This is a genomic window from Streptomyces sp. NPDC050509, from assembly GCF_044457965.1.
Classification (GTDB): domain Bacteria; phylum Actinomycetota; class Actinomycetes; order Streptomycetales; family Streptomycetaceae; genus Streptomyces.
Window position 1 is genome coordinate 1 of record NZ_JBITHL010000018.1, and the last position, 18044, is coordinate 18044.

Annotated in this window: 15 protein-coding genes and 1 pseudogene; 7 read left to right on the forward strand and 9 right to left on the reverse strand. The window is 71.0% G+C overall.

The window, feature by feature from the left end; all coding sequences use genetic code 11:
- Window positions 1-177: 177 nt before the first annotated feature.
- Together ACIBJC_RS35585 and ACIBJC_RS35590 are read right to left on the reverse strand one after the other, a co-directional pair.
- Window positions 178-858 carry a response regulator gene (locus ACIBJC_RS35585; protein ID WP_399299893.1) on the reverse strand — a complete coding sequence of 227 codons (681 nt, stop codon included), beginning with the start codon at window positions 856-858 and terminating at the stop codon, window positions 178-180.
- The gene (locus tag ACIBJC_RS35590; protein WP_399299896.1) at window positions 855-2156 is read right to left on the reverse strand and encodes a sensor histidine kinase; all 1302 of its coding nucleotides are present in this window, start codon (window positions 2154-2156) and stop codon (window positions 855-857) included. Before ACIBJC_RS35590 ends, ACIBJC_RS35585 begins: the two co-directional genes overlap by 4 nt.
- 250 nt (window positions 2157-2406) lie before the next feature.
- Here ACIBJC_RS35590 and phoU point away from each other — a divergent pair, with 250 nt between their 5' ends.
- Complete coding sequence (gene phoU, locus ACIBJC_RS35595; protein ID WP_399299899.1) at window positions 2407-3087, forward strand: phosphate signaling complex protein PhoU; 681 nt, start codon at window positions 2407-2409, stop codon at window positions 3085-3087.
- Window positions 3088-3544: 457 nt separating this feature from the next.
- Here the strand turns inward: phoU and ACIBJC_RS35600 are convergent, their stop codons facing one another.
- Both ACIBJC_RS35600 and ACIBJC_RS35605 read right to left on the reverse strand, forming a co-directional pair.
- Complete coding sequence (locus ACIBJC_RS35600) at window positions 3545-5773, reverse strand: MMPL family transporter (RefSeq protein WP_399299902.1); 2229 nt, start codon at window positions 5771-5773, stop codon at window positions 3545-3547.
- A 246-nt stretch (window positions 5774-6019) separates the two neighbouring features.
- A complete protein-coding gene (locus ACIBJC_RS35605) occupies window positions 6020-6781 on the reverse strand; it encodes a phosphoglyceromutase (RefSeq protein ID WP_399299905.1) in 762 nt (253 codons plus the stop codon).
- A 220-nt stretch (window positions 6782-7001) separates the two neighbouring features.
- On the opposite strand from ACIBJC_RS35605, the gene ACIBJC_RS35610 reads away from it, so the two are divergent.
- Window positions 7002-8411, forward strand: a complete 1410-nt coding sequence (locus tag ACIBJC_RS35610) for an MDR family MFS transporter (protein ID WP_399299908.1) — start codon at window positions 7002-7004, stop codon at window positions 8409-8411.
- A 78-nt stretch (window positions 8412-8489) separates the two neighbouring features.
- Window positions 8490-9092 carry a CatB-related O-acetyltransferase gene (locus ACIBJC_RS35615; RefSeq protein WP_399300197.1) on the forward strand — a complete coding sequence of 201 codons (603 nt, stop codon included), beginning with the start codon at window positions 8490-8492 and terminating at the stop codon, window positions 9090-9092.
- Window positions 9093-9115: 23 nt separating this feature from the next.
- On the opposite strand, the gene ACIBJC_RS35620 is transcribed toward ACIBJC_RS35615, so the two are convergent.
- Both ACIBJC_RS35620 and mshA read right to left on the reverse strand, forming a co-directional pair.
- Window positions 9116-9646 (reverse strand): YbjN domain-containing protein, encoded by a 531-nt coding sequence (locus tag ACIBJC_RS35620; RefSeq protein ID WP_399299911.1) that lies wholly within the window; start codon window positions 9644-9646, stop codon window positions 9116-9118.
- Window positions 9647-9740: 94 nt separating this feature from the next.
- Complete coding sequence (gene mshA / locus ACIBJC_RS35625; RefSeq protein ID WP_399300200.1) at window positions 9741-11099, reverse strand: D-inositol-3-phosphate glycosyltransferase; 1359 nt, start codon at window positions 11097-11099, stop codon at window positions 9741-9743.
- A gap of 292 nt (window positions 11100-11391) precedes the next feature.
- On the opposite strand from mshA, the gene ACIBJC_RS35630 reads away from it, so the two are divergent.
- The 3 genes from ACIBJC_RS35630 (at window position 11392) to ACIBJC_RS35640 (ending at window position 15210) form a co-directional block, all read left to right on the forward strand.
- Window positions 11392-12189 carry a class I SAM-dependent methyltransferase gene (locus tag ACIBJC_RS35630; RefSeq protein WP_399300203.1) on the forward strand — a complete coding sequence of 266 codons (798 nt, stop codon included), beginning with the start codon at window positions 11392-11394 and terminating at the stop codon, window positions 12187-12189.
- 217 nt (window positions 12190-12406) lie between these two features.
- The gene (locus tag ACIBJC_RS35635) at window positions 12407-13564 is read left to right on the forward strand and encodes a C40 family peptidase (RefSeq protein WP_399299914.1); all 1158 of its coding nucleotides are present in this window, start codon (window positions 12407-12409) and stop codon (window positions 13562-13564) included.
- A 176-nt stretch (window positions 13565-13740) separates the two neighbouring features.
- On the forward strand, window positions 13741-15210 hold the full coding sequence (locus tag ACIBJC_RS35640) for a PP2C family protein-serine/threonine phosphatase (protein WP_399299917.1): 1470 nt from the start codon (window positions 13741-13743) through the stop codon (window positions 15208-15210).
- 32 nt (window positions 15211-15242) lie between these two features.
- Here the strand turns inward: ACIBJC_RS35640 and ACIBJC_RS35645 are convergent, their stop codons facing one another.
- The 3 genes from ACIBJC_RS35645 to ACIBJC_RS35655 form a co-directional block, all read right to left on the reverse strand.
- Complete coding sequence (locus ACIBJC_RS35645) at window positions 15243-15581, reverse strand: DUF2516 family protein (RefSeq protein WP_399299920.1); 339 nt, start codon at window positions 15579-15581, stop codon at window positions 15243-15245.
- A 149-nt stretch (window positions 15582-15730) separates the two neighbouring features.
- Window positions 15731-16312, reverse strand: coding sequence for a hypothetical protein (locus ACIBJC_RS35650; protein ID WP_399299922.1), 582 nt, complete (start codon window positions 16310-16312; stop codon window positions 15731-15733).
- 23 nt (window positions 16313-16335) lie between these two features.
- Complete coding sequence (locus ACIBJC_RS35655) at window positions 16336-16785, reverse strand: helix-turn-helix domain-containing protein (protein ID WP_399299925.1); 450 nt, start codon at window positions 16783-16785, stop codon at window positions 16336-16338.
- 921 nt (window positions 16786-17706) lie between these two features.
- On the opposite strand from ACIBJC_RS35655, the pseudogene ACIBJC_RS35660 reads away from it, so the two are divergent.
- Window positions 17707-18027: pseudogene (locus ACIBJC_RS35660) on the forward strand (TetR family transcriptional regulator); the annotation flags it as partial.
- Window positions 18028-18044 lie beyond the last annotated feature (17 nt).

Genomic DNA, 18044 nt, shown 5'->3' on the forward strand with positions numbered 1-18044 from the left:
CGCCCACCCCCCCCGCGCCCCCCGGGGCCCCCCACCCCCGCCGCCACCCGCCCCTGGTACCCCCCCCCCCCCCCCCCCCCCGCCCGGCGCGGCGCGGGGGGGGCCCCCCCCGGGGGGGGGCCCGGGCCCCCCCCCAACGCCGTATCGTCGCTGTCCGCCGTTTCACGGCACGCCGGTTTACGGCTCGAACTTGTAGCCCAGGCCTCGTACCGTCACCAGGTAGCGCGGCGCTCCCGGGTCCGGTTCGATCTTGGCGCGCAGGCGCTTGACGTGGACGTCGAGGGTCTTGGTGTCGCCCACGTAGTCCGCGCCCCAGACCCGGTCGATGAGCTGCATACGGGTCAGCACCCGGCCCGCGTTGCGCAGCAGCATCTCCAGCAGGTCGAACTCCTTGAGCGGGAGGTCGACCTTGCCGCCGGAGACCGTGACGACATGGCGGTCCACGTCCATCCGGACCGGACCGGCCTCCAGGGCGGCCGGGGTGACCTCCTCCGGCTCGCCGCGGCGGCGCAGGACCGCGCGGATGCGCGCGACCAGCTCCCGCGAGGAGAAGGGCTTGGTCACATAGTCGTCGGCCCCTATTTCCAGGCCGACCACCTTGTCGATCTCGCTGTCCTTGGCGGTCACCATGATCACCGGGACGTTCGACCTGCTGCGGAGCTGGCGGCAGACCTCGGTGCCCGGCAAGCCGGGCAGCATCAGGTCGAGGAGGACGAGGTCGGCGCCGTTGCGTTCGAACTCGTCGAGCCCCGCGGGCCCGGTGGTCGCGATCGCGACCTCGAAGCCTTCCTTGCGGAGCATGTAGGAAAGGGCGTCGCTGAAGGATTCCTCATCCTCGACGACGAGCACTCGGGTCACGGGAGGACCTCCGGGGCAGGTATCACGGTCGGGGAATCCAGCCGAAGGCTGCGGCTGGTGTCTGTGGCGGTGTCGTCCGTACCGCTGTCGGTGTCATAGGGGGCGTGGTCGTCTTCGTCCTGCCCGGTGATGGGTGTGCGATCCCGTCCGGCGCCCGCCTCGGGCAGCCTCAGGGTGAAGGTGGAGCCCTGGCCCTCCGAGCTCCACACCGTGACCTCCCCGCCGTGCGAGGCGGCCACATGCTTGACGATGGCGAGGCCGAGGCCCGTACCACCGGTGGCCCGGGAGCGGGCCGGGTCGACGCGGTAGAAGCGCTCGAAGACCCGCTCGCGGTCCTTCTCGGAGATACCTATGCCCTGATCGGTCACGGCTATCTCGATCAGATCCCCGCCGGTGGCGGAGACACGGTGCGCGGCGATGCCGACGCGGGTGCGGGCCGGTGAGTAGTTGACCGCGTTCTCGACGAGGTTGCCGAGGGCGGCGGCGAGCTGACCGCGGTTTCCCCATACGCGCAGGTCAGCCGTGCCGCCCGAGGCCATGGTGATCTGTTTCGTGGACGCGGGCTGCCGGGACCGGTCGATGGCCTCGGCGACCAGCTCGTCCACCCGTACGGACTCCGAGTCCTCCAGCGGGTCGTCGTTCTGCACCCGGGAGAGGTCGATCAGCTCCTGGACCAGATTGGTGAGGCGCGTCGCCTCGATCTGCATCCGGCCGGCGAACCGGGTGACCGCCTCGGGGTCGTCCGAGGCGTCCATGACGGCCTCGGAGAGCAGGGAGAGCGCGCCCGTCGGGGTCTTCAGCTCATGGCTGACGTTCGCCACGAAGTCGCGCCGTACCGCTTCGATACGGCGGGCTTCCGTGAGGTCCTCGACCAGGAGGAGGACGAGACGGGAGCCGAGCGGGGCGACCCGGGCGGAGACGGCGAGGGCGTCGCCCCGGCCCGTACCCCTCCGGGGGAGGTCCAGCTCCACCTGCCGTATCTCGCCGTCCCTGCGGGTGTCGCGGGCCATGACCAGCATCGGATCGACGGCGAGCTTGCCGCCCCTGACCAGGCCGAGCGCATACGCCGCGGAGCTGGCTTTGACGACGGAGTCGCTCTCGTCGAGCACGACGGCCGAGGAGCGCAGCACCGAGAGCACGGTGTCCACGCCCGGGGGCAGTACGGCATCCGTGTGCAGTGAGGTGCGTGTAGGTCTTGCCTGGTCGCGTTCGCTCCAGCGAAACGCCAGCATGGCGATCACGCCGGTGCACACCCCGGCGATCGCTGCCAATGCGGCGACCGCCGCGTTCACGTCCATGTGTCCAGGTTATGCGCGGCCACTGACATGCTCCCAGCCATCAGGGTGTCTCCTCGAACACTCGTCGCCCAGAGTTCACCGAGGGGAAAGTGCCGGTTCATTTGGGAGGGAGGAGCCGGACGCGTAACGGACAGAACGTGGGAGCGTAGGCCCCGGCCCCCGTGGCTCCTGGCCTCGGCCCCCGGCTCTGCGGCCGGCAGGAAACGTGACAAGAACATCGGACAAGAACGTCGAGAGAGGGACAAACCCCATGCGGGACGCGTACCACGAGGAACTGGACTCGATAGGCGAAGACCTGGTCGAGATGGCCCGGCTGGTCGGTTCCGCCATAGGGCGTGCCACCACCGCCATGCTCGACGCGGACCTGAAGCTCGCCGAGAGTGTGATCGCGGCGGACGACAAGGTCGACACACTCCAGCACGAACTGGAGGCGCGCGCCATCGCGCTGCTGGCGCGGCAGCAGCCGGTGGCGACGGATCTGCGGATCGTGGTCACGTCGCTGCGGATGAGCGCCGACCTGGAGCGCGCCGGCGACCTGGCCCAGCACGTGGCCAAGCAGGCCAGGCTGCGTTTCCCGGAGTCGCCCGTGCCGCGTGACCTGCACGCGACGCTGCTGGAGATGGGGCAGCTCGCCCAGCGCCTGATGGCGAAGGCCGCCGAGGTCATCGTGACCAAGGACGTCGAGCTGGCGCTCCAGCTCGAACAGGACGACGACGAGATGGACCTGCTGCACCGCACGCTCTTCCAGCACCTGATGGACGACCGCTGGAAGCACGGCATCGAGACGGCGGTGGACGTGACGCTGCTGGGCCGCTACTACGAGCGGTTCGCCGACCACGCGGTGTCGGTCGCCAAGCGGGTCGTCTACCTGGTGACGGGCGAGCACGCGGACGAGATCCAGTCGGCGGACATCCCGGTCGAGGGCGCGTAGTCGTGCAGAGGTGATGCAGGGGAGCGCGGAAGGGGCGTGAACCGCCGCGCTTGCGCGGATGCGCCGCACATGCGCCGTTGTTGCCCCGGCTCCGGCGGGCATGCAATGGCGAAGGCGACATCCGTGCACGCCTTGAGGAGGATCCCATGGCCGATTCCCCTACGACCGCCCCCCGGCAGGAGGCCCCGGCGGCCCCTGCCTCCGTCGTCCGTCTGCCCGTGCTCGGCGCTTGCGGCTGCGGCTCCGGCTGCGGCTGTGGCTGCCAGTCGGGCGGCTCGTGCCAGTGCGGCGGGGGCTGCGGCTGACCTGCTGACGCGCACATATGCGCATGTGTATACGTACGCGCGTACGTATACACATGCGCGTACGTAAGTGGAGGGCCCCGCCCGGGCAGAACGTGTGACCACGTTCCGCCGGACGGGGCCCTCCGGCCTTTCCCGGCTCATTTCTCCCTGGCTCACTTCGTCAGCGCGGGCTCCTTGGCCGCCGTGGGTTCCGGGCCGCCCTCGCTGAGGCCGAACCGGTCGTGGAACCCGCGGAGGAAACCGGGCGCGTACCAGGCCGAGCGGCCGAGCAGGCGCATCGCGGCGGGGACGAGTACGCCGCGTACGGCGAGGGCGTCGATGAGGATGGCCAGCCCGCTGCCCAGTCCGAACATCTGCATGAAGCTGATCTTGGCGGTGCCGAAGGCGAAGAAGCTCACCGCGAGGAGGAAGGCCGCCGCGCTGACGATACGTCCGGTGTGGCCGAGGCCGTCGGCCACCGCGGTCTCGTTGTCGGCGCCCAGATCGTGGAGCTCCTTGATCCGGCTGGTGACGAACACCTCGTAGTCCATCGAGAGACCGAAGGCGATGCAGAACATCAGCACGGTCATCGACACCTCCATCGGCTGCGCCGTGAAGCCGAACACGGAGGAGAGGTTGCCGTCCTGGAAGATCCAGGTCATGACGCCGAGGGTGGCCGCCAGGCTGATCACGTTGAGGGCCAGTGCGCGCAGCGGCTGCACGACGCTGCCGGTGAACAGGAAGAGCAGGACGAAGGTGGTGAGGGCGATCAGGGCCACGGCGATCGGGAGCCGGTCGGCGATGGAGTCCTTGGTGTCGACCAGGACGGCGTCGGTTCCGCCCACCAGGGGGTGCGTCCCGGCGGGCGGGGTGAGCGCCCGTACCTCCCCGACCAGGTTCTGGGCCGCGTCCGACTTCGGTGTCAGGGAGCTCACCACGCTGATGCGCTGCGCGTCGGTCCTGCCGAGGGCGGCGTTGCCGGGGCCGGTACCCGTGGACCGCCCCTCCGCATAGGTTCCCGTGCTGGTCTCGACGCGTACGACGTCCTTGAGCCCGGACAGTGCGACGGCGTACGACTCCAGCGGGGCCTTGTGCACGGATGTGTCGATGACGATGTGGAGGGCCGCGTCCTCGCTGCCGTCGAAGTTCTCCCGCAGGGCAGTGGAGACCTGGCGGCCGGCGGCGTTCTCGGGCAGGACGCGTTCGTCCGGGGTGCCGAAGGTGATGCCCAGCAGCGGGCTCGCCGCCACCAGCAGCACGGCGAGTACGGGGAGCGCGGTGAGCACGGGCCGCCGCATGACCGTACGGGCCAGCCGCCCCCACATCGGCGGCCGGGCACCGGAGCGCCCCGGCTTCGCCCACGGCAGCCGCCCGCCGTTGACCCGGTGGCCCAGGACGGCCAGCAGGGCCGGCATCACCAACAGGGTGGCGAGGGCGGCGATGGCGACGACCCCGACCCCGGCGAAGCCGAACGAGCGCAGGAAGTACTGCGGGAAGACCAGCAGTGCCGCGAGCGCGGCGGCCACGGTCGCGGCGGAGAACGCGACGGTGCGGCCCGCGGTGCTCACCGTGCGCCGCACGGCGTCGTCCACACTCGCCCCTGCCGCGAGCTGCTCCCGGAAACGGCTGGTCATCAGCAAGGCGTAGTCGATGCCCAGTCCGAGGCCCAGGGCGGTGGTGAGGTTGGTCGCGGTGTCGGCGACGTCGGTGACGCTGCCGAGGAGGAAGAGCAGGGCGAACGAGCCGACGACGGCGATGAGGGCGATGGCCAGCGGCAGCAGGGCAGCGACCACGCTGCCGAAGACGAACAGGAGCAGCACGAGGGTGAGCGGTACGGCGATGATCTCGGCCAGCACCAGATCGTCGACGACCTGCTTCGACAGGTCGCTGCCCACGGCGGCGCCGCCGCCGGCCGCGACCGTGAGTGCGCCCTTGCCGGTGCCGGTGTAGGTGCCGGTTCCGGTGTAGGTGTCGAGGATCTTCCGCGCGTTCTCCCGCTGCTCCGTCTCGTCGCCTGTCACATGGGCGAGCACCATGGCCTCACGGCCGTCCCGGGAGCGGAGGTCGGGGCTGTCCGTGTCCCAGAACGAGACGACGTTGGTGAGCTTCTCCTCCTCCTTGAGCTCGGCCACCAGGGCCTCGGCGCTCCGCGTGGCGGCGGGGGTGTCGACGCGGCCTTCGGGGGCGCTCACCAGCAGGACCAGGTTGGTCTCCCCGCCGAACTTCTCGTCGATGACCTTCGCGGCCCGGCTGGACTGCGAGGCGGGGTCGTCGAAGCCGCCCCCGAGCAACGTGCCGAACGCGCCGGCTCCCAGTACGCCCATGAGGGCCACGACCACGACGGTGATGACGAGGACCAGCCGGGACCGGCGGATCCCCAGTTCGGCCAAGCGTTCAAACACGAGCGTTCTCCTAGGGGTGCGACCCACGACTGGTTACCTGCTATCGGGTTCGTTAGAAGTTGTAACGCATCACCCGATGAAGTGTCAATAACTGTCGTGACAACCTCTAACCAGATGGCGAGGGAGGGCCGCCCGGGCACGCGAAAGGCCCCCTACCGACGAAGGAATCGCCGGTAGGGGGCCTCTGCGAGCGGGCGAGCGGGGTTCTGTGCGGGCCTACCCCTTCTTGCTCTACTTCTTCTTGCTCTACTTCTTCTTGCCCTGGTTCTTCACGGCCTCGATGGCGGCAGCCGCCGCGTCCGCGTCCAGGTAGGTGCCGCCCGGGGTGACCGGGTGGAAGTCGGCGTCCAGCTCGTAGACGAGCGGGATGCCGGTCGGGATGTTCAGGCCCGCGATGTCGGCGTCCGAGACGCCGTCGAGGTGCTTGACCAGGGCGCGCAGGCTGTTGCCGTGGGCGGCGATCAGGACCGTACGGCCGGTGAGCAGGTCCGGGACGATCGCGTCGTACCAGTACGGGAGCATCCGCTCCACGACGTCCTTGAGGCACTCCGTGCGCGGGCGCAGCTCACTGGGGATCGTGGCGTAGCGGGGGTCGTCGCTCTGCGAGAACTCCGTGCCGTCCTCCAGCGCGGGCGGCGGGGTGTCGTACGAACGGCGCCAGAGCATGAACTGCTCCTCGCCGAACTCGGCGAGCGTCTGCGCCTTGTCCTTGCCCTGGAGCGCACCGTAGTGGCGCTCGTTCAGGCGCCAGGAGCGGTGGACGGGGATCCAGTGGCGGTCCGCGGACTCCAGCGCGAGCTGCGCGGTGCGGATGGCGCGCTTCTGGAGGGAGGTGTGCAGCACGTCGGGCAGCAGGCCGGCGTCCTTGAGCAACTCGCCGCCGCGGACGGCTTCCTTCTCGCCCTTGTCGGTGAGGTTGACGTCCACCCAGCCGGTGAACAGGTTCTTCGCGTTCCATTCGCTCTCGCCGTGGCGGAGGAGGATCAGCTTGTACGGTGCGTCGGCCATGGGCCAAAGCCTAATGGACCCGTCGCAGGCGCTCCGGGGCACACCTCACCCCCCGGAACCGGCGGTTTCCGACGAGGGCTTCCGACGATTGACGGATGTCGCCAATCCGGTGGCGGACCGGGGTCGTTCGTCCATACATTCCCCTGGTCGTCGCAGTGCTGGTCGGTCGCGCCGCTGACGTCACCCACCGCACCTCACACCGCTGCCCCGGGGGATCCGTATGCCCGTCTCGACATCGGTCACGACAACGATCGCCGCCCGGATCACCGGGCTGCGCCGCGCGATGCGCGAGAGCGTCTCCGGGCTGCCCCGGGAGTTCTGGTGGCTGTGGACGAGCACCCTGGTCAACCGGCTCGGGGCGTTCGTCGCCACCTTCATGGCGCTCTATCTGACCCTGGACCGGGGCTACTCCGCCTCGTACGCGGGACTGGTGGCCTCGCTCCACGGGCTCGGCGGGGTGGTCTCCGCGCTCGGCGCCGGGGTGCTGACCGACCGGCTGGGGCGGCGGCCCACGCTGCTGATCGCGCAGGTGTCGACGGCGGCGTCGGTCGCGCTGCTCGGTTTCATGCGGGACCCGGTGGCGATCGCGGCGGTGGCGTTCCTGGTCGGGATGGCCTCGAACGCGTCGCGGCCCGCCGTACAGGCGATGATCGCGGACATCGTGCGGCCCGAGGACCGGGTGAAGGCGTTCTCCCTGAACTACTGGGCGATCAATCTGGGCTTCGCGGTCTCGGCGGCGGGCGCCGGGTTCATCGCGCAGTACAGCTATCTCGCGGGTTTCCTGGGCGAGGCCGCGCTGACGCTGGTCTGCGCGGTGGTGGTCTTCCTGAAGCTGCCGGAGTCCCGGCCCGCGCGTACGGGGCCGACGTCCGCGAGCACCAGCGCGGATGCGGTGGCCGAGGCGGGGCTGGGGGCGGTTCTGCGGGACGGCCGTTTCATGAGCGTCGTCGGGCTGTCCTTCGTGGTCGCGCTGATCTTCCATCAGGGGTACGTGGGGCTGCCGGTGGCGATGGGCGCCGACGGGTTCGACAGCTCCGACTACGGCGTGGCGATCGCGGTCAACGGCGCGCTGATCGTCTTCCTCCAGATCCCGGTCACCCGCTTCATCCAGCACCGCGACCCGCGCCACCTCCTGATCGGCTCGTCGATCCTGGCGGGGTACGGCTTCGGTCTGACCGCGTTCGCCGGGTCGCTCGGTGTGTACGCGCTGACGGTCGTCGTCTGGACCCTGGCCGAGATCGTCAACGCGCCGACACAGACGGGGCTGGTCGTCCGGCTCTCCCCACTGCACGGCCGGGGCCGCTACCAGGGCATGTACACGATGTCCTGGTCGGCGGCGGCGCTGGTGGCCCCGCTGATGTCGGGCTTCGTGATCGACCGGTTCGGCGCGAACTGGCTGTGGGGCGCGTGCGCGGTGCTGGGGACGGCGGCCGGGCTCGGCTACTGGCTGCTGGTACGGGGGCTGTCGGACCTGTCCAACCCGTCGGACCCGTCGGACCCGTCGGACCTGTCGGACCCGGAGGTCGGCGGGGGCCCGGAGAAGGACGCGGGCGTGGTCGCGGCCCCGCCGAAAACGCGTGGCCGGGCGGACGGGGCGCCTGCGATCATGGCGGCCAACCCGGACCTCTGACCGCGAGGAGAACGGTTCGCCGTGCCCCCTGTTCCCCCTGTTCCCGCCGATCCCGCCGATCCGACGGTGCTCCACCCGATGCCGGGACAGCCGCGTCTCGTCCTGCTCAAGCCGCTGGTGACCTCCCCGCTGATCAAGGTCGGGGAGTTCTCGTACTACGACGACCCGGACGACCCCACCGCCTTCGAGACCCGGAACGTGCTCTACCACTACGGTCCGGAAGAACTCGTCATCGGGAAGTTCTGCGCGCTGGGCGAGGGCGTGCGGTTCCTGATGAACGGCGCCAACCACCGGATGGACGGCCCCTCGACGTTCCCGTTCCCCATCATGGGCGGGTCCTGGTCCGACCACTTCGACCTGATCACCGGGCTGCCCGGCCGGGGCGACACCATGGTCGGCCATGACGTCTGGTTCGGCTACCGCACGACGGTGATGCCCGGTGTCCGGATCGGGAACGGGGCGATCATCGCCTCGGGCGCCGTGGTCGTCGACGACGTACCGGACTACGGCATCGTCGGCGGCAACCCGGCGAAGCTCATCCGGAAGCGCTTCGGCGAACCGGAAATCGCCCGCCTGCTCGCGCTCGCCTGGTGGGACTGGCCGGTCGAGCACATCACCGAGCATGTGCGCACGATCATGTCCGGAAGCGTGGACGACCTGGCGGCGGTGGCCCCCGGGTAACGACCTGATGCGCGCTCGCGGCCTCAGGCAGGGTCGGACGCCTCGCCGCGCCGGGTCAGATGCGCGAACGCGTCCAGGTTCCGCGTGGACTCGCCGCGCGACACCCGCCACGCGTGCTCCTTGCGGATCGCGCTCGCGAACCCCAGCTCCAGCAGGGTGTTGAAGGAACCGTCCGCCGCCTCCAGCACCGAGCCGAGCAGCCGGTCGATCTCGTCCTCGGTGACGGCCGCCAACGGGAGCTTGCCCGCCAGGTAGATGTCGCCGAGGGCGTCGACCGCGTAACTCACCCCGTACAGCTTGAGGTTGCGCTCCAGCAGCCAGCGGTGGACGCCCTCCTCGTTCTCGTCGGGGTGGCGGATCACGAACGCGTTGACGGAGAGCGCGTGCCGGCCGACGCGGAGCGAGCAGGTCGTGGAGAGCTTGCGGGTGCCGGGGAGGGTGACGACGTACGAGCCGGGCTCCGGGCTCTCCCACTCCAGCTCGGCACCTTTCAGCGCCTGTTCGATGACCCGCCCGGTCCGCGCGGTCCGCTGTACGACATCGACGTCAGCCATGGCCCGAGCCTACGACACGGGCCGGGACCGGACCGATGGGTCAGCCGTGGTGCCGGTGGCGGATGAGTCAGCCGTGGTGCCGGTGACAGACGGGTCAGCCGTGGTGCTGGGGACGGCCGCGCCGCCGGTGGTCCTGGACCGCCGCCGTGTAGACGTCCGCCGTCGCCGCCGCCGCGGTGTCCCAGCCGAAGGACTGGGCGTGGCGCGCCGCCGCCGCGCCCATCCGGTCGACCAGCCCCGGGTCGTCGAGGAAGCGCCCCAGGGCCGTCGCGTACGACGCCGGTTCGTGGCCCGGGACCAGGAAGCCGGTCTCCCCGTCCCGTACCGCCACCGGGAGCCCGCCCACCGCGGCGGCCACCACCGGGGTGCCCGCCGCCTGGGCCTCTATGGCGACCAGGCCGAAGGACTCGCTGTACGAGGGCATGACCAGCACCGAGGCCGCCCGGAACCAGTCCGCGAGCCGGGCCTGACCGACCGGCGGCCGGAACCGTACGACATCGGCGATGCCGAGGCGCGCCGCCAGCTTCTGGAGCCCTTCCGGCTTGGCCAGACCGCTGCCGCTCGGGCCGCCGACGACCGGCACGACCAGCTTGCCGCGGAGCGAGGGGTCCCGTTCCAGGAGGACGGCCACGGCGCGCAGCAGCACATCGGGGGCCTTCAGCGGCTGGATACGGCCGGCGAAGAGCGGGATGAACGCGTCCTGGGGAAGCCCCAGCCGGGCACGGGCGGCGGCGCGGCCGTCCTCGGGACAGAAACACTCCAGATTCACCCCGGGGTGGACGATCGCGGCCTTGTCCGGCTCCGCCTCGTAGAAGCGGACCAGGTCGTCGGCCTCCTCCGCCGTGTTGGCGATCAGGCGGTCGGCGGCGCGCACGATCTGGGTCTCGCCGATGACCCGGGCCGCGGGCTCGGGCCGGTCGCCCTCCGCCAGCGCGGCGTTCTTCACCTTCGCCATCGTGTGCATGGCGTGGACCAGCGGGACGCCCCAGCGCTCGGAGGCCAGCCAGCCGACATGGCCGGAGAGCCAGTAGTGCGAGTGGACCAGGTCGTAGTAACCGGGGCGCTGGCCCGCCCACGCCTGCATCACGCCGTGGGTGAAGGCGCAGAGCTGCGCGGGCAGCTCCTCCTTGGCCAGGCCCTCGTACGGGCCGGCGTCCACATGGCGTACGAGCACGCCGGGCGCCAGCTCCACCGCGGCCTCCAGGCCACCGGTCGTGGCGCGCGTGAAGATCTCCACCTCGATGTCGATCGCGGCGAGGCGCTTCGCCAGCTCGACGATGTAGACGTTCATCCCGCCCGCGTCGCCCGTCCCCGGCTGGTGCAGCGGCGAGGTGTGGACGCTGAGCATGGCTATCCGGCGCGGTCTGCGGTGCGCTCCGGGGAGGCGCCGTAGCCGGGGTGGCCTGGGCGGACCTGCGAAAGTGCCGGCGATACGGGACACGTACTGGCTCACGTCCACGGTCCTCTCGCAGGAAGGCATGCCGGGAAGCATGACGAAACGAGGGTGTGGGGACCCCTCCGATGGCCCTCAACAGTGGAACGCACCCCCTTCATTTCCGTTTTGCCAAATCATTACCGACAACGGCTCAACCCGCGCACCCGTGCCCGATCTGGATACGCTCACCCGTATGGCGCAGCACCTTTCCCCTTCGGCGCGTACGGCGGGTTCGAGTCGTACGACCCGTGCGGCACGGCCGGTGGGCGCGGTGACCCGTGGCACCACCCACCAGAACCGGCTGCGCCGCATGGACCGCTGGATCGCCGCCGCCCACGGCCCCGCGCTGCGCCGTTCGGCCGATCCCGTGGTGGTGGACCTGGGGTACGGGGCCGCCCCGTGGACCGCCGTCGAGCTGCTGCGGCGGCTGCGTACGGCGGATCCGCGCACCGAGGTCACCGGGATCGAGATCGAGCCGGAACGGGTCGCCGCGGCGCTCCCGTACGAGAGGGACGGGCTCCGCTTCCGGCACGGCGGCTTCGAGGTGCCGCTCCCCGACGGCCGCCGGCCGGTGCTGATCCGGGCGGCGAACGTGCTGCGGCAGTACGACGAGGCCGAGGTCGCCGCGGTCTGGGCGCGGCTGTGCGCGCGCCTCGCGCCGGGCGGACTGCTGGTGGAGGGGACGTGCGACGAGATCGGGCGGCGGCATGTGTGGGTGGCGCTCGGGCCGGAGGGGCCGCGTACGGTCACGTTCGCGACGCGGCTCGGTTCGCTCGGCCGCCCCTCCGATCTCGCGGAGCGGCTGCCGAAGGCGCTGATCCACCGCAATGTGCCGGGCGAGCCGGTCCACGCGTTCCTGCGCGACTTCGACCGGGCGTGGGCCGCGGCGGCCCCGTACGCCTCGCTGGGTGCGCGGCAGCGCTGGATCAGGTCCGTACGGGAGCTGTCGGCCGACTGGCCGCTCGCGGACGACGCGCGCCGGTGGCGGCAGGGCGAGGTGACGGTGGAGTGGGCGGCGCTCGCACCGGGTTCGCGGACGGAAGCGGGGACGGGGACGGGAGCGGGGACGGGGACGGGAGCGGGGACGGGGACGGGTCACGGCCGGTGAGCCGCGGTGAGGGCCTGGGAGCACGGAGAGCACGGAAGGGATCCGGGGAACGGAAGAGGGGCCTGGGGAACGACTGTGCGGGCCCGTTCGTCTCACCTGCGGAGAGGTGGACCTCTGTCGCTTCGACGGCGGACATGACACGATCTCGCCTGTGACAGGACGTTACTGACGGTACGTCAGGAGGGTCCGCCGTGTGGTCGGTCCGGAGGGGGAGCTTGTGAACCGACGCCGCTGTGCCTCTGCCGCGCTCACCCTGGTCTGCGCGCTCGCCGTGCTGTCCGCGCCGGGATCCGGCCTGCTGGGCCAGGCGTACGCGGCGCCCGCGCCGCCCTCGGCCCCCGGCCCCGCTCCGACCACGTCACCGCCCGCCGTCGCGCCGCCGCCGGTCGAACTGCCCCCGGGGGTCACGCCGTCGGACATCGCCGCGTCGGGTGAGGCGGCGGCCTCCTTGGACGAGGTACGCAAGGAGATAGAGGCCCTGTACCGGAAGGCCGCCTCCGCCACCGACGCGTACAACCTTGCCGACGAGCGCGCGAAGAAGCAGTCGGCGGAAGTCGTCGGGTTGACGCAGGACATCGTCAAGGGGCAGGTGCGGCTCGACGCCCTCAAGAAGCAGGCGGGCGCCACGGCGCGGGCGCAGTACCGGGGTGGCGGGCTGCCGCAGGAGGCGGAGCTGATGCTCACCGGCGATCCGCAGCTCTTCCTGGACGGCGTGGGGCGGGCCCGGGAGGGCCAGAAGGCCACGCGGGCCCTCATCGCCGAACTCACCAGGGCGCAGGAGGACTTGAAGACCTACACCGCGGACGCGGGGACGCGGTGGCAGGAGCTGGAGGCCAACCGCGCCAAGAAGGAGAAGGCGAAGAAGGAGATCACGAAGCAGATCGCCGCCGCCGAGAAGCTGGAATCGAGCCTGGCGGAGAAGGACCGCGCCCGGCTGACCCAGTTGGAGAAGGACGCCGCGCTCACGGCGCAGACGGCGTGGCTCGGCTCCGGCGCGCTCCAGGAGATCAACCGGACGGCGAGCGCGCAGGGCAGGAAGGCGCTCGCGTTCGCGACGGCGCAGACGGGCAAGCCGTACGTCTGGGGCGCGGAGGGCCCGTCCTCGTACGACTGCTCCGGGCTGACCTCGCAGGCGTGGGCGGCGGCCGGACGGCCCATCCCGCGCACCTCGCAGGAGCAGTGGCGGCTGCTGCCGCGCGTCGGCGTCCAGGAGATGCGGCCCGGCGATCTGATCATCTACCACCAGGACGCGAGCCACGTCGGGATGTACATAGGCGACGGCAAGATCGTGCACGCGCCGCGGCCGGGCCGGAACGTGACGGTCACGGGCGCGGGGTCGATGCGCATACTCGGGGTCGTCCGGCCGGACAAATAGGACCGCGGCGGTTCCCGGCCGGAAGCGGCGGCCCGGGCGGCGGCGCCGGTGACGTCACGAATGAGGCTTGTGTGACGCGTTCCATGTTTATCCGGAATGACACGCGCATACGTACGTGATGTTTGTCATGGGCGCAGGGCCCCGAATCGCGCCGGATGCGTTACGGGAAGCGGCATATGACGGTGTGGTCCGGTCCGTACGCCATTCCGCTGGGGCGGCGGCTACCGCTATGGTCCCCGTCTGGTGGGGCGTCGATCGTCGCCCCATCGTGCCCTCGGGGGGAGGGAAGGAAACCCAGACCGATGTCCGTACCCGCACCTGCACCCGTACCGCGGCAGCGCACAGGTTCCGCAACCGCCGGCACGGGCACCACGACCACCGCCGCCGTCACGGCCGGCCCGACCGCCGAGGCGGACCCGACCGCCGCCGCGGAGCTCGTCACCGAGTCCGCCACGGAACTCGCCACGGAACCCGTCAAGAGCGGCGCCCTCACGCTGCTGCTGATCGAGGACGACCCGGCGGGCACCTTCGCCACCCCGGAACTGCCGGAGGGCGCGGGTACGCACGTCCGTATCCGCAGCGCCCGCAACCTCACCGAGGCCGAGCGGCTGCTCACGGACGACATCGACTGCATCCTGGTGGACCTCGCGCTCCCCGGCGCGGCCGACGGCGACGGACTGGGCCCGCTCAAACACGTCCTGCGGCTCGCCCCGCGCCACGCCGTGCTCGCGCTGGCGGCGGAGGGCGACGGCGAGCGGGCGGCGGCGGCCGTACGGGTCGGCGCGCAGGACTACCTCTTCCGTGACGAACTGGACGGACGGCTGCTGAGCCGCGCCATCCGGTACGCCGTCGAGCGCAAGCGCGCGGACATCGCCCAGCGCCAGCTCACCGAGTCGCGGCTGCGCGCCCAGGAGAACGCCCGGCTGGAGCGCGGCCTGCTGCCCACTCCCCTGCTCCAGGGCTCCGACCTGCGCTTCTCGGCCCGCTACCGCCCCGGCCGCTCCCGCGCGCTGCTGGGCGGGGACTTCTACGACACGGTCCGCACCCCGGACGGCACGGTCCACGCGATGATCGGCGACGTCTGCGGCCACGGCCCCGACGAGGCCGCGCTCGGCGTGGAGCTGCGGATCGCGTGGCGGGCGCTGACGCTCGCGGGGCTCTGCGGCGACCAGCTCCTCTCGACGCTGCAGCAGGTCCTGGAGCACGAGCGCGAGAGCGAGGAGATCTTCGCGACGCTCTGCACCGTCGACATCTCGCCGGACGGACGGCGCGCCGGGATGTGCCTGGCCGGCCACCCTTCGCCGCTCATCACCCGCGAGGGCCGGGCTGCCCGGCTCCTCCCGTACGAGGAGGGCGGCCCCGCGCTGGGCCTGCTGCCGCGGGCCCGCTGGCCGCGCCGGCAGGTGGAGCTGGGCGGGTCATGGAATCTGATGATGTACACGGATGGCCTGATAGAGGGCCGGGCAGGACCGGGGACCAGACAGCGGCTGGGCGAGGAGGGCATGGTCGAGATGATCAACACCCAGCTCGACGCCGGGCTGCGCGGCGACGAGCTGCTGGCGGCGGCCGTCGCGCGGGTACGCGAGCTGAACGGCGGCGAGCTGACCGACGACGTGGCCGTCCTGCTGCTGGGCCGGGGCGCCTGAGCCTCGCGGCTCCCCCTCCCGGGCTCCGCCGGTCAGCGCCCGCCGTTGTACGGACCGTAAGGACCGTCGCTGCTGGAACCGCCGCGCCGGCCGCCGCCGCCACCGGAGATCTGCTGGACGGCGGGGCGTACGTCGACCATGAAGACGATCGTGGCGACGAGCCCGGCGATCTGGAGGAACAGCATCGGCACGAAGAGGTTCACGGCGACCGTGACACCGAGAAGGATCAGCCAGAACTTCTTGGTCTGCTTGTCCGCCGCCCGGTAGGCGTCCTCACGGGCCGTCGCGGAGAAGAAGAGCGCGACGACGGCGAGGACGAGCATGGCCATATTGAGCAGCCACAGAACAGAACCGAATGCCGAGAGCAACATGCTGAGCACCGCCTAACAGTGGGTGGGACGCCTTGCGATCCGTATGCCGTCCGTACGTCGAAGGTACCTGGACAACGGGCCGGACACCCCTGAGGTGCCCGGCCCGGCCTGTTGTCCCGCTCGCTGTCCCGTTCCCCGTCCCGCCCGCTCTACTCGGCGGAGGGGGGCGTGGCCTTCTTGGCGGCCGGCTTGCGCGGCGCGGGCTTCTTGGCGGCGGGCTTGGCCTTCGCCTCGGCCGCGGGCTTCGCCTCGGCGGCGGGCTCGGCCTTGGCCGCGGGCTCCGGCTCGACGGCGACGGCGATCTCGGTGATCTCGTCGGCCGCGTCGCCGCGCCACGCCCGTACGCTCTGCTCGCCGCGCTCCGCGACCTTCTCGTACGTCTCGCGCGCCTTGACCGCGTACTCCGCGGCCACACCCACGCCACGCAGCGCCAGGTCCTGGGCGGTCTCGCCCAGCTTCCGCAGATCGGTGTCGAGCGAACCGATCACCTCGGTCACCCTCGCCTGAACGGTCGCCTGGGCCTCCTTGGCCTGACCGGCGACCTTCTCCTGGACGGCCTTGGGGTCCGAGTTCCGTACGGCGTCGATCCGCCCCGGCGCCTCGGCCCGGATCTGCTCGATCAGACCGGGCACCTTCTTGGCCTGCTCCACGGCGAGATCGGCGGTACCGGCGGCGAAGTAGAGGGGCTTCGGGTCGCTGAAGGTCTTACGCAGGTCATCGGTGATGGCCATGACTGGGGTCCTCCCGGGTCAGTTCAGTGTGAGGGTGGGCTGGCAGCACTGCCGCCGTCCGCACGGGCGGCTCGCTCCGAGATCTGCTCCGAGGTCTGCGCAGGGGCCGGCTCCGAGGTGTCCGTGTCGAGGGCGTTCTCCTTGCGGAACGAGTCGTAGATCTGCAGCAGCACCTGCTTCTGCCGCTCGTTGATCGAGGGATCGGCGAGGATGACGCCCCGCGTCTCCAACTCCTCCCGCTCCCGCTCGTCCAACATCCCCGCCTGCACGTACAGCGTCTCCGCGGAGATCCGCAGCGCCTTGGCGAGCTGCTGCAGGATGTCCGCGCTCGGCTTGCGCAGCCCGCGCTCGATCTGGCTCAGATACGGATTCGACACTCCGGCGGCATCGGCGAGCTGCCGCAACGAGAGCTGCGCGTTGCGGCGCTGCTCCCGCAGGTACTCACCGAGATTGCCGACGTTGAGTGATGCCATGCCGCCATGGTGCGCCGCGCCGCTAACTTTTGCAAGCAAATGCTTGCAAAAGTGTTCCACCGCACAGATCCCGGCCGCTGTGACTGAGCACGCTAGTTGTCCGTTCTCGGTAGATGTGGCGAGTCCCAGCACTTCTGGCGAACGACTTGGCGGAGTCCCGGCGAAGCTGGCCGGCCTGTACGGTCCACCGCATGGTTGACGCGTTCGATGTGGCTCAAGCTCTGCGCGGTGGGATACCCGACAGGGCGCGAGCCTGGGCCTTCGTTCGGGACTTTGCCGCAGCGTGGGCGGAGCCGCTCGCCGACGGCGCGGGTACGCGAGCGGAGGAGCTGGAGCGAGCCGAGGAGATGCTGGGGCTCACGCTGCCGACCGCGTTGCGCGAGGCGTACTCGCTTTTCGGTACGCGTCACGACCTCACCGGCAACCAGGACCCGCTGCTGCGCCCTTCCGAGCTGTTCGTGCACGACGAGTTCGGTGGAGTGCTCGTCTTCCGCAGCGAGAACCAGGGATGCGCTTTCTGGGGAGTGCGGCTGCGGGACCTCGGTCAGGACGATCCGCCGGTGTTCGTCCAGTCACGGGACGGCTGGGTCCTCTTCCTAGAGCGAGTCTCCCTGGCGTGGGTCGAGCTCGTCCTCAGCGAGACGCTGCTCGGCCCCGAGGAACGGCTCTACAACGCCTGCGAACTTCCCGCCGAACTGATTCGAGAGCTATCGAGCCGGTTCACACGGGTGGAGTTTCCCGAGTACCCGATGTGGACGGGCACGGAAGACTCACCCGTGCGCTGGTTCTCCGCACCCGGAAGACTCTTGCGGCTCGACGGACTGAGCGACCACAGCTGGCTGCACGTCCGGGGAAGAACGCCGGCCGACCTGGAGTCGCTCTGCGCCACCATCCCCGGACACTGGGTACGTGGGTACTCAGGAAGACGCTCTTGTTACGTGGCTGCGCGACTGCGTCGCGTGGACAACCGAGTACCGGGGCGTGACCGTGCTGATGGCAGCCGCCATCGAGGACACCGAATCCGCACTCCACGCCTCATGTGTCACCCTGCGCGCGGCCGGTGCGCGGCTTCTCGCCCGCGACCAGGCCGCGGGCAGGGCGCGGAGCGACATCGATGGCGCCGATGTGTCCGCGCTGATAGCCATGCTCGCCTGGCTCGGCGATCAGTCCTCGCTCGCGCCGCGCGCCGATCGCCTCTTCGAGGTGGTCGCGAGCGCGATTCTGACAACCGCGGAGAGCTGACCATCACCGGCCGCCTT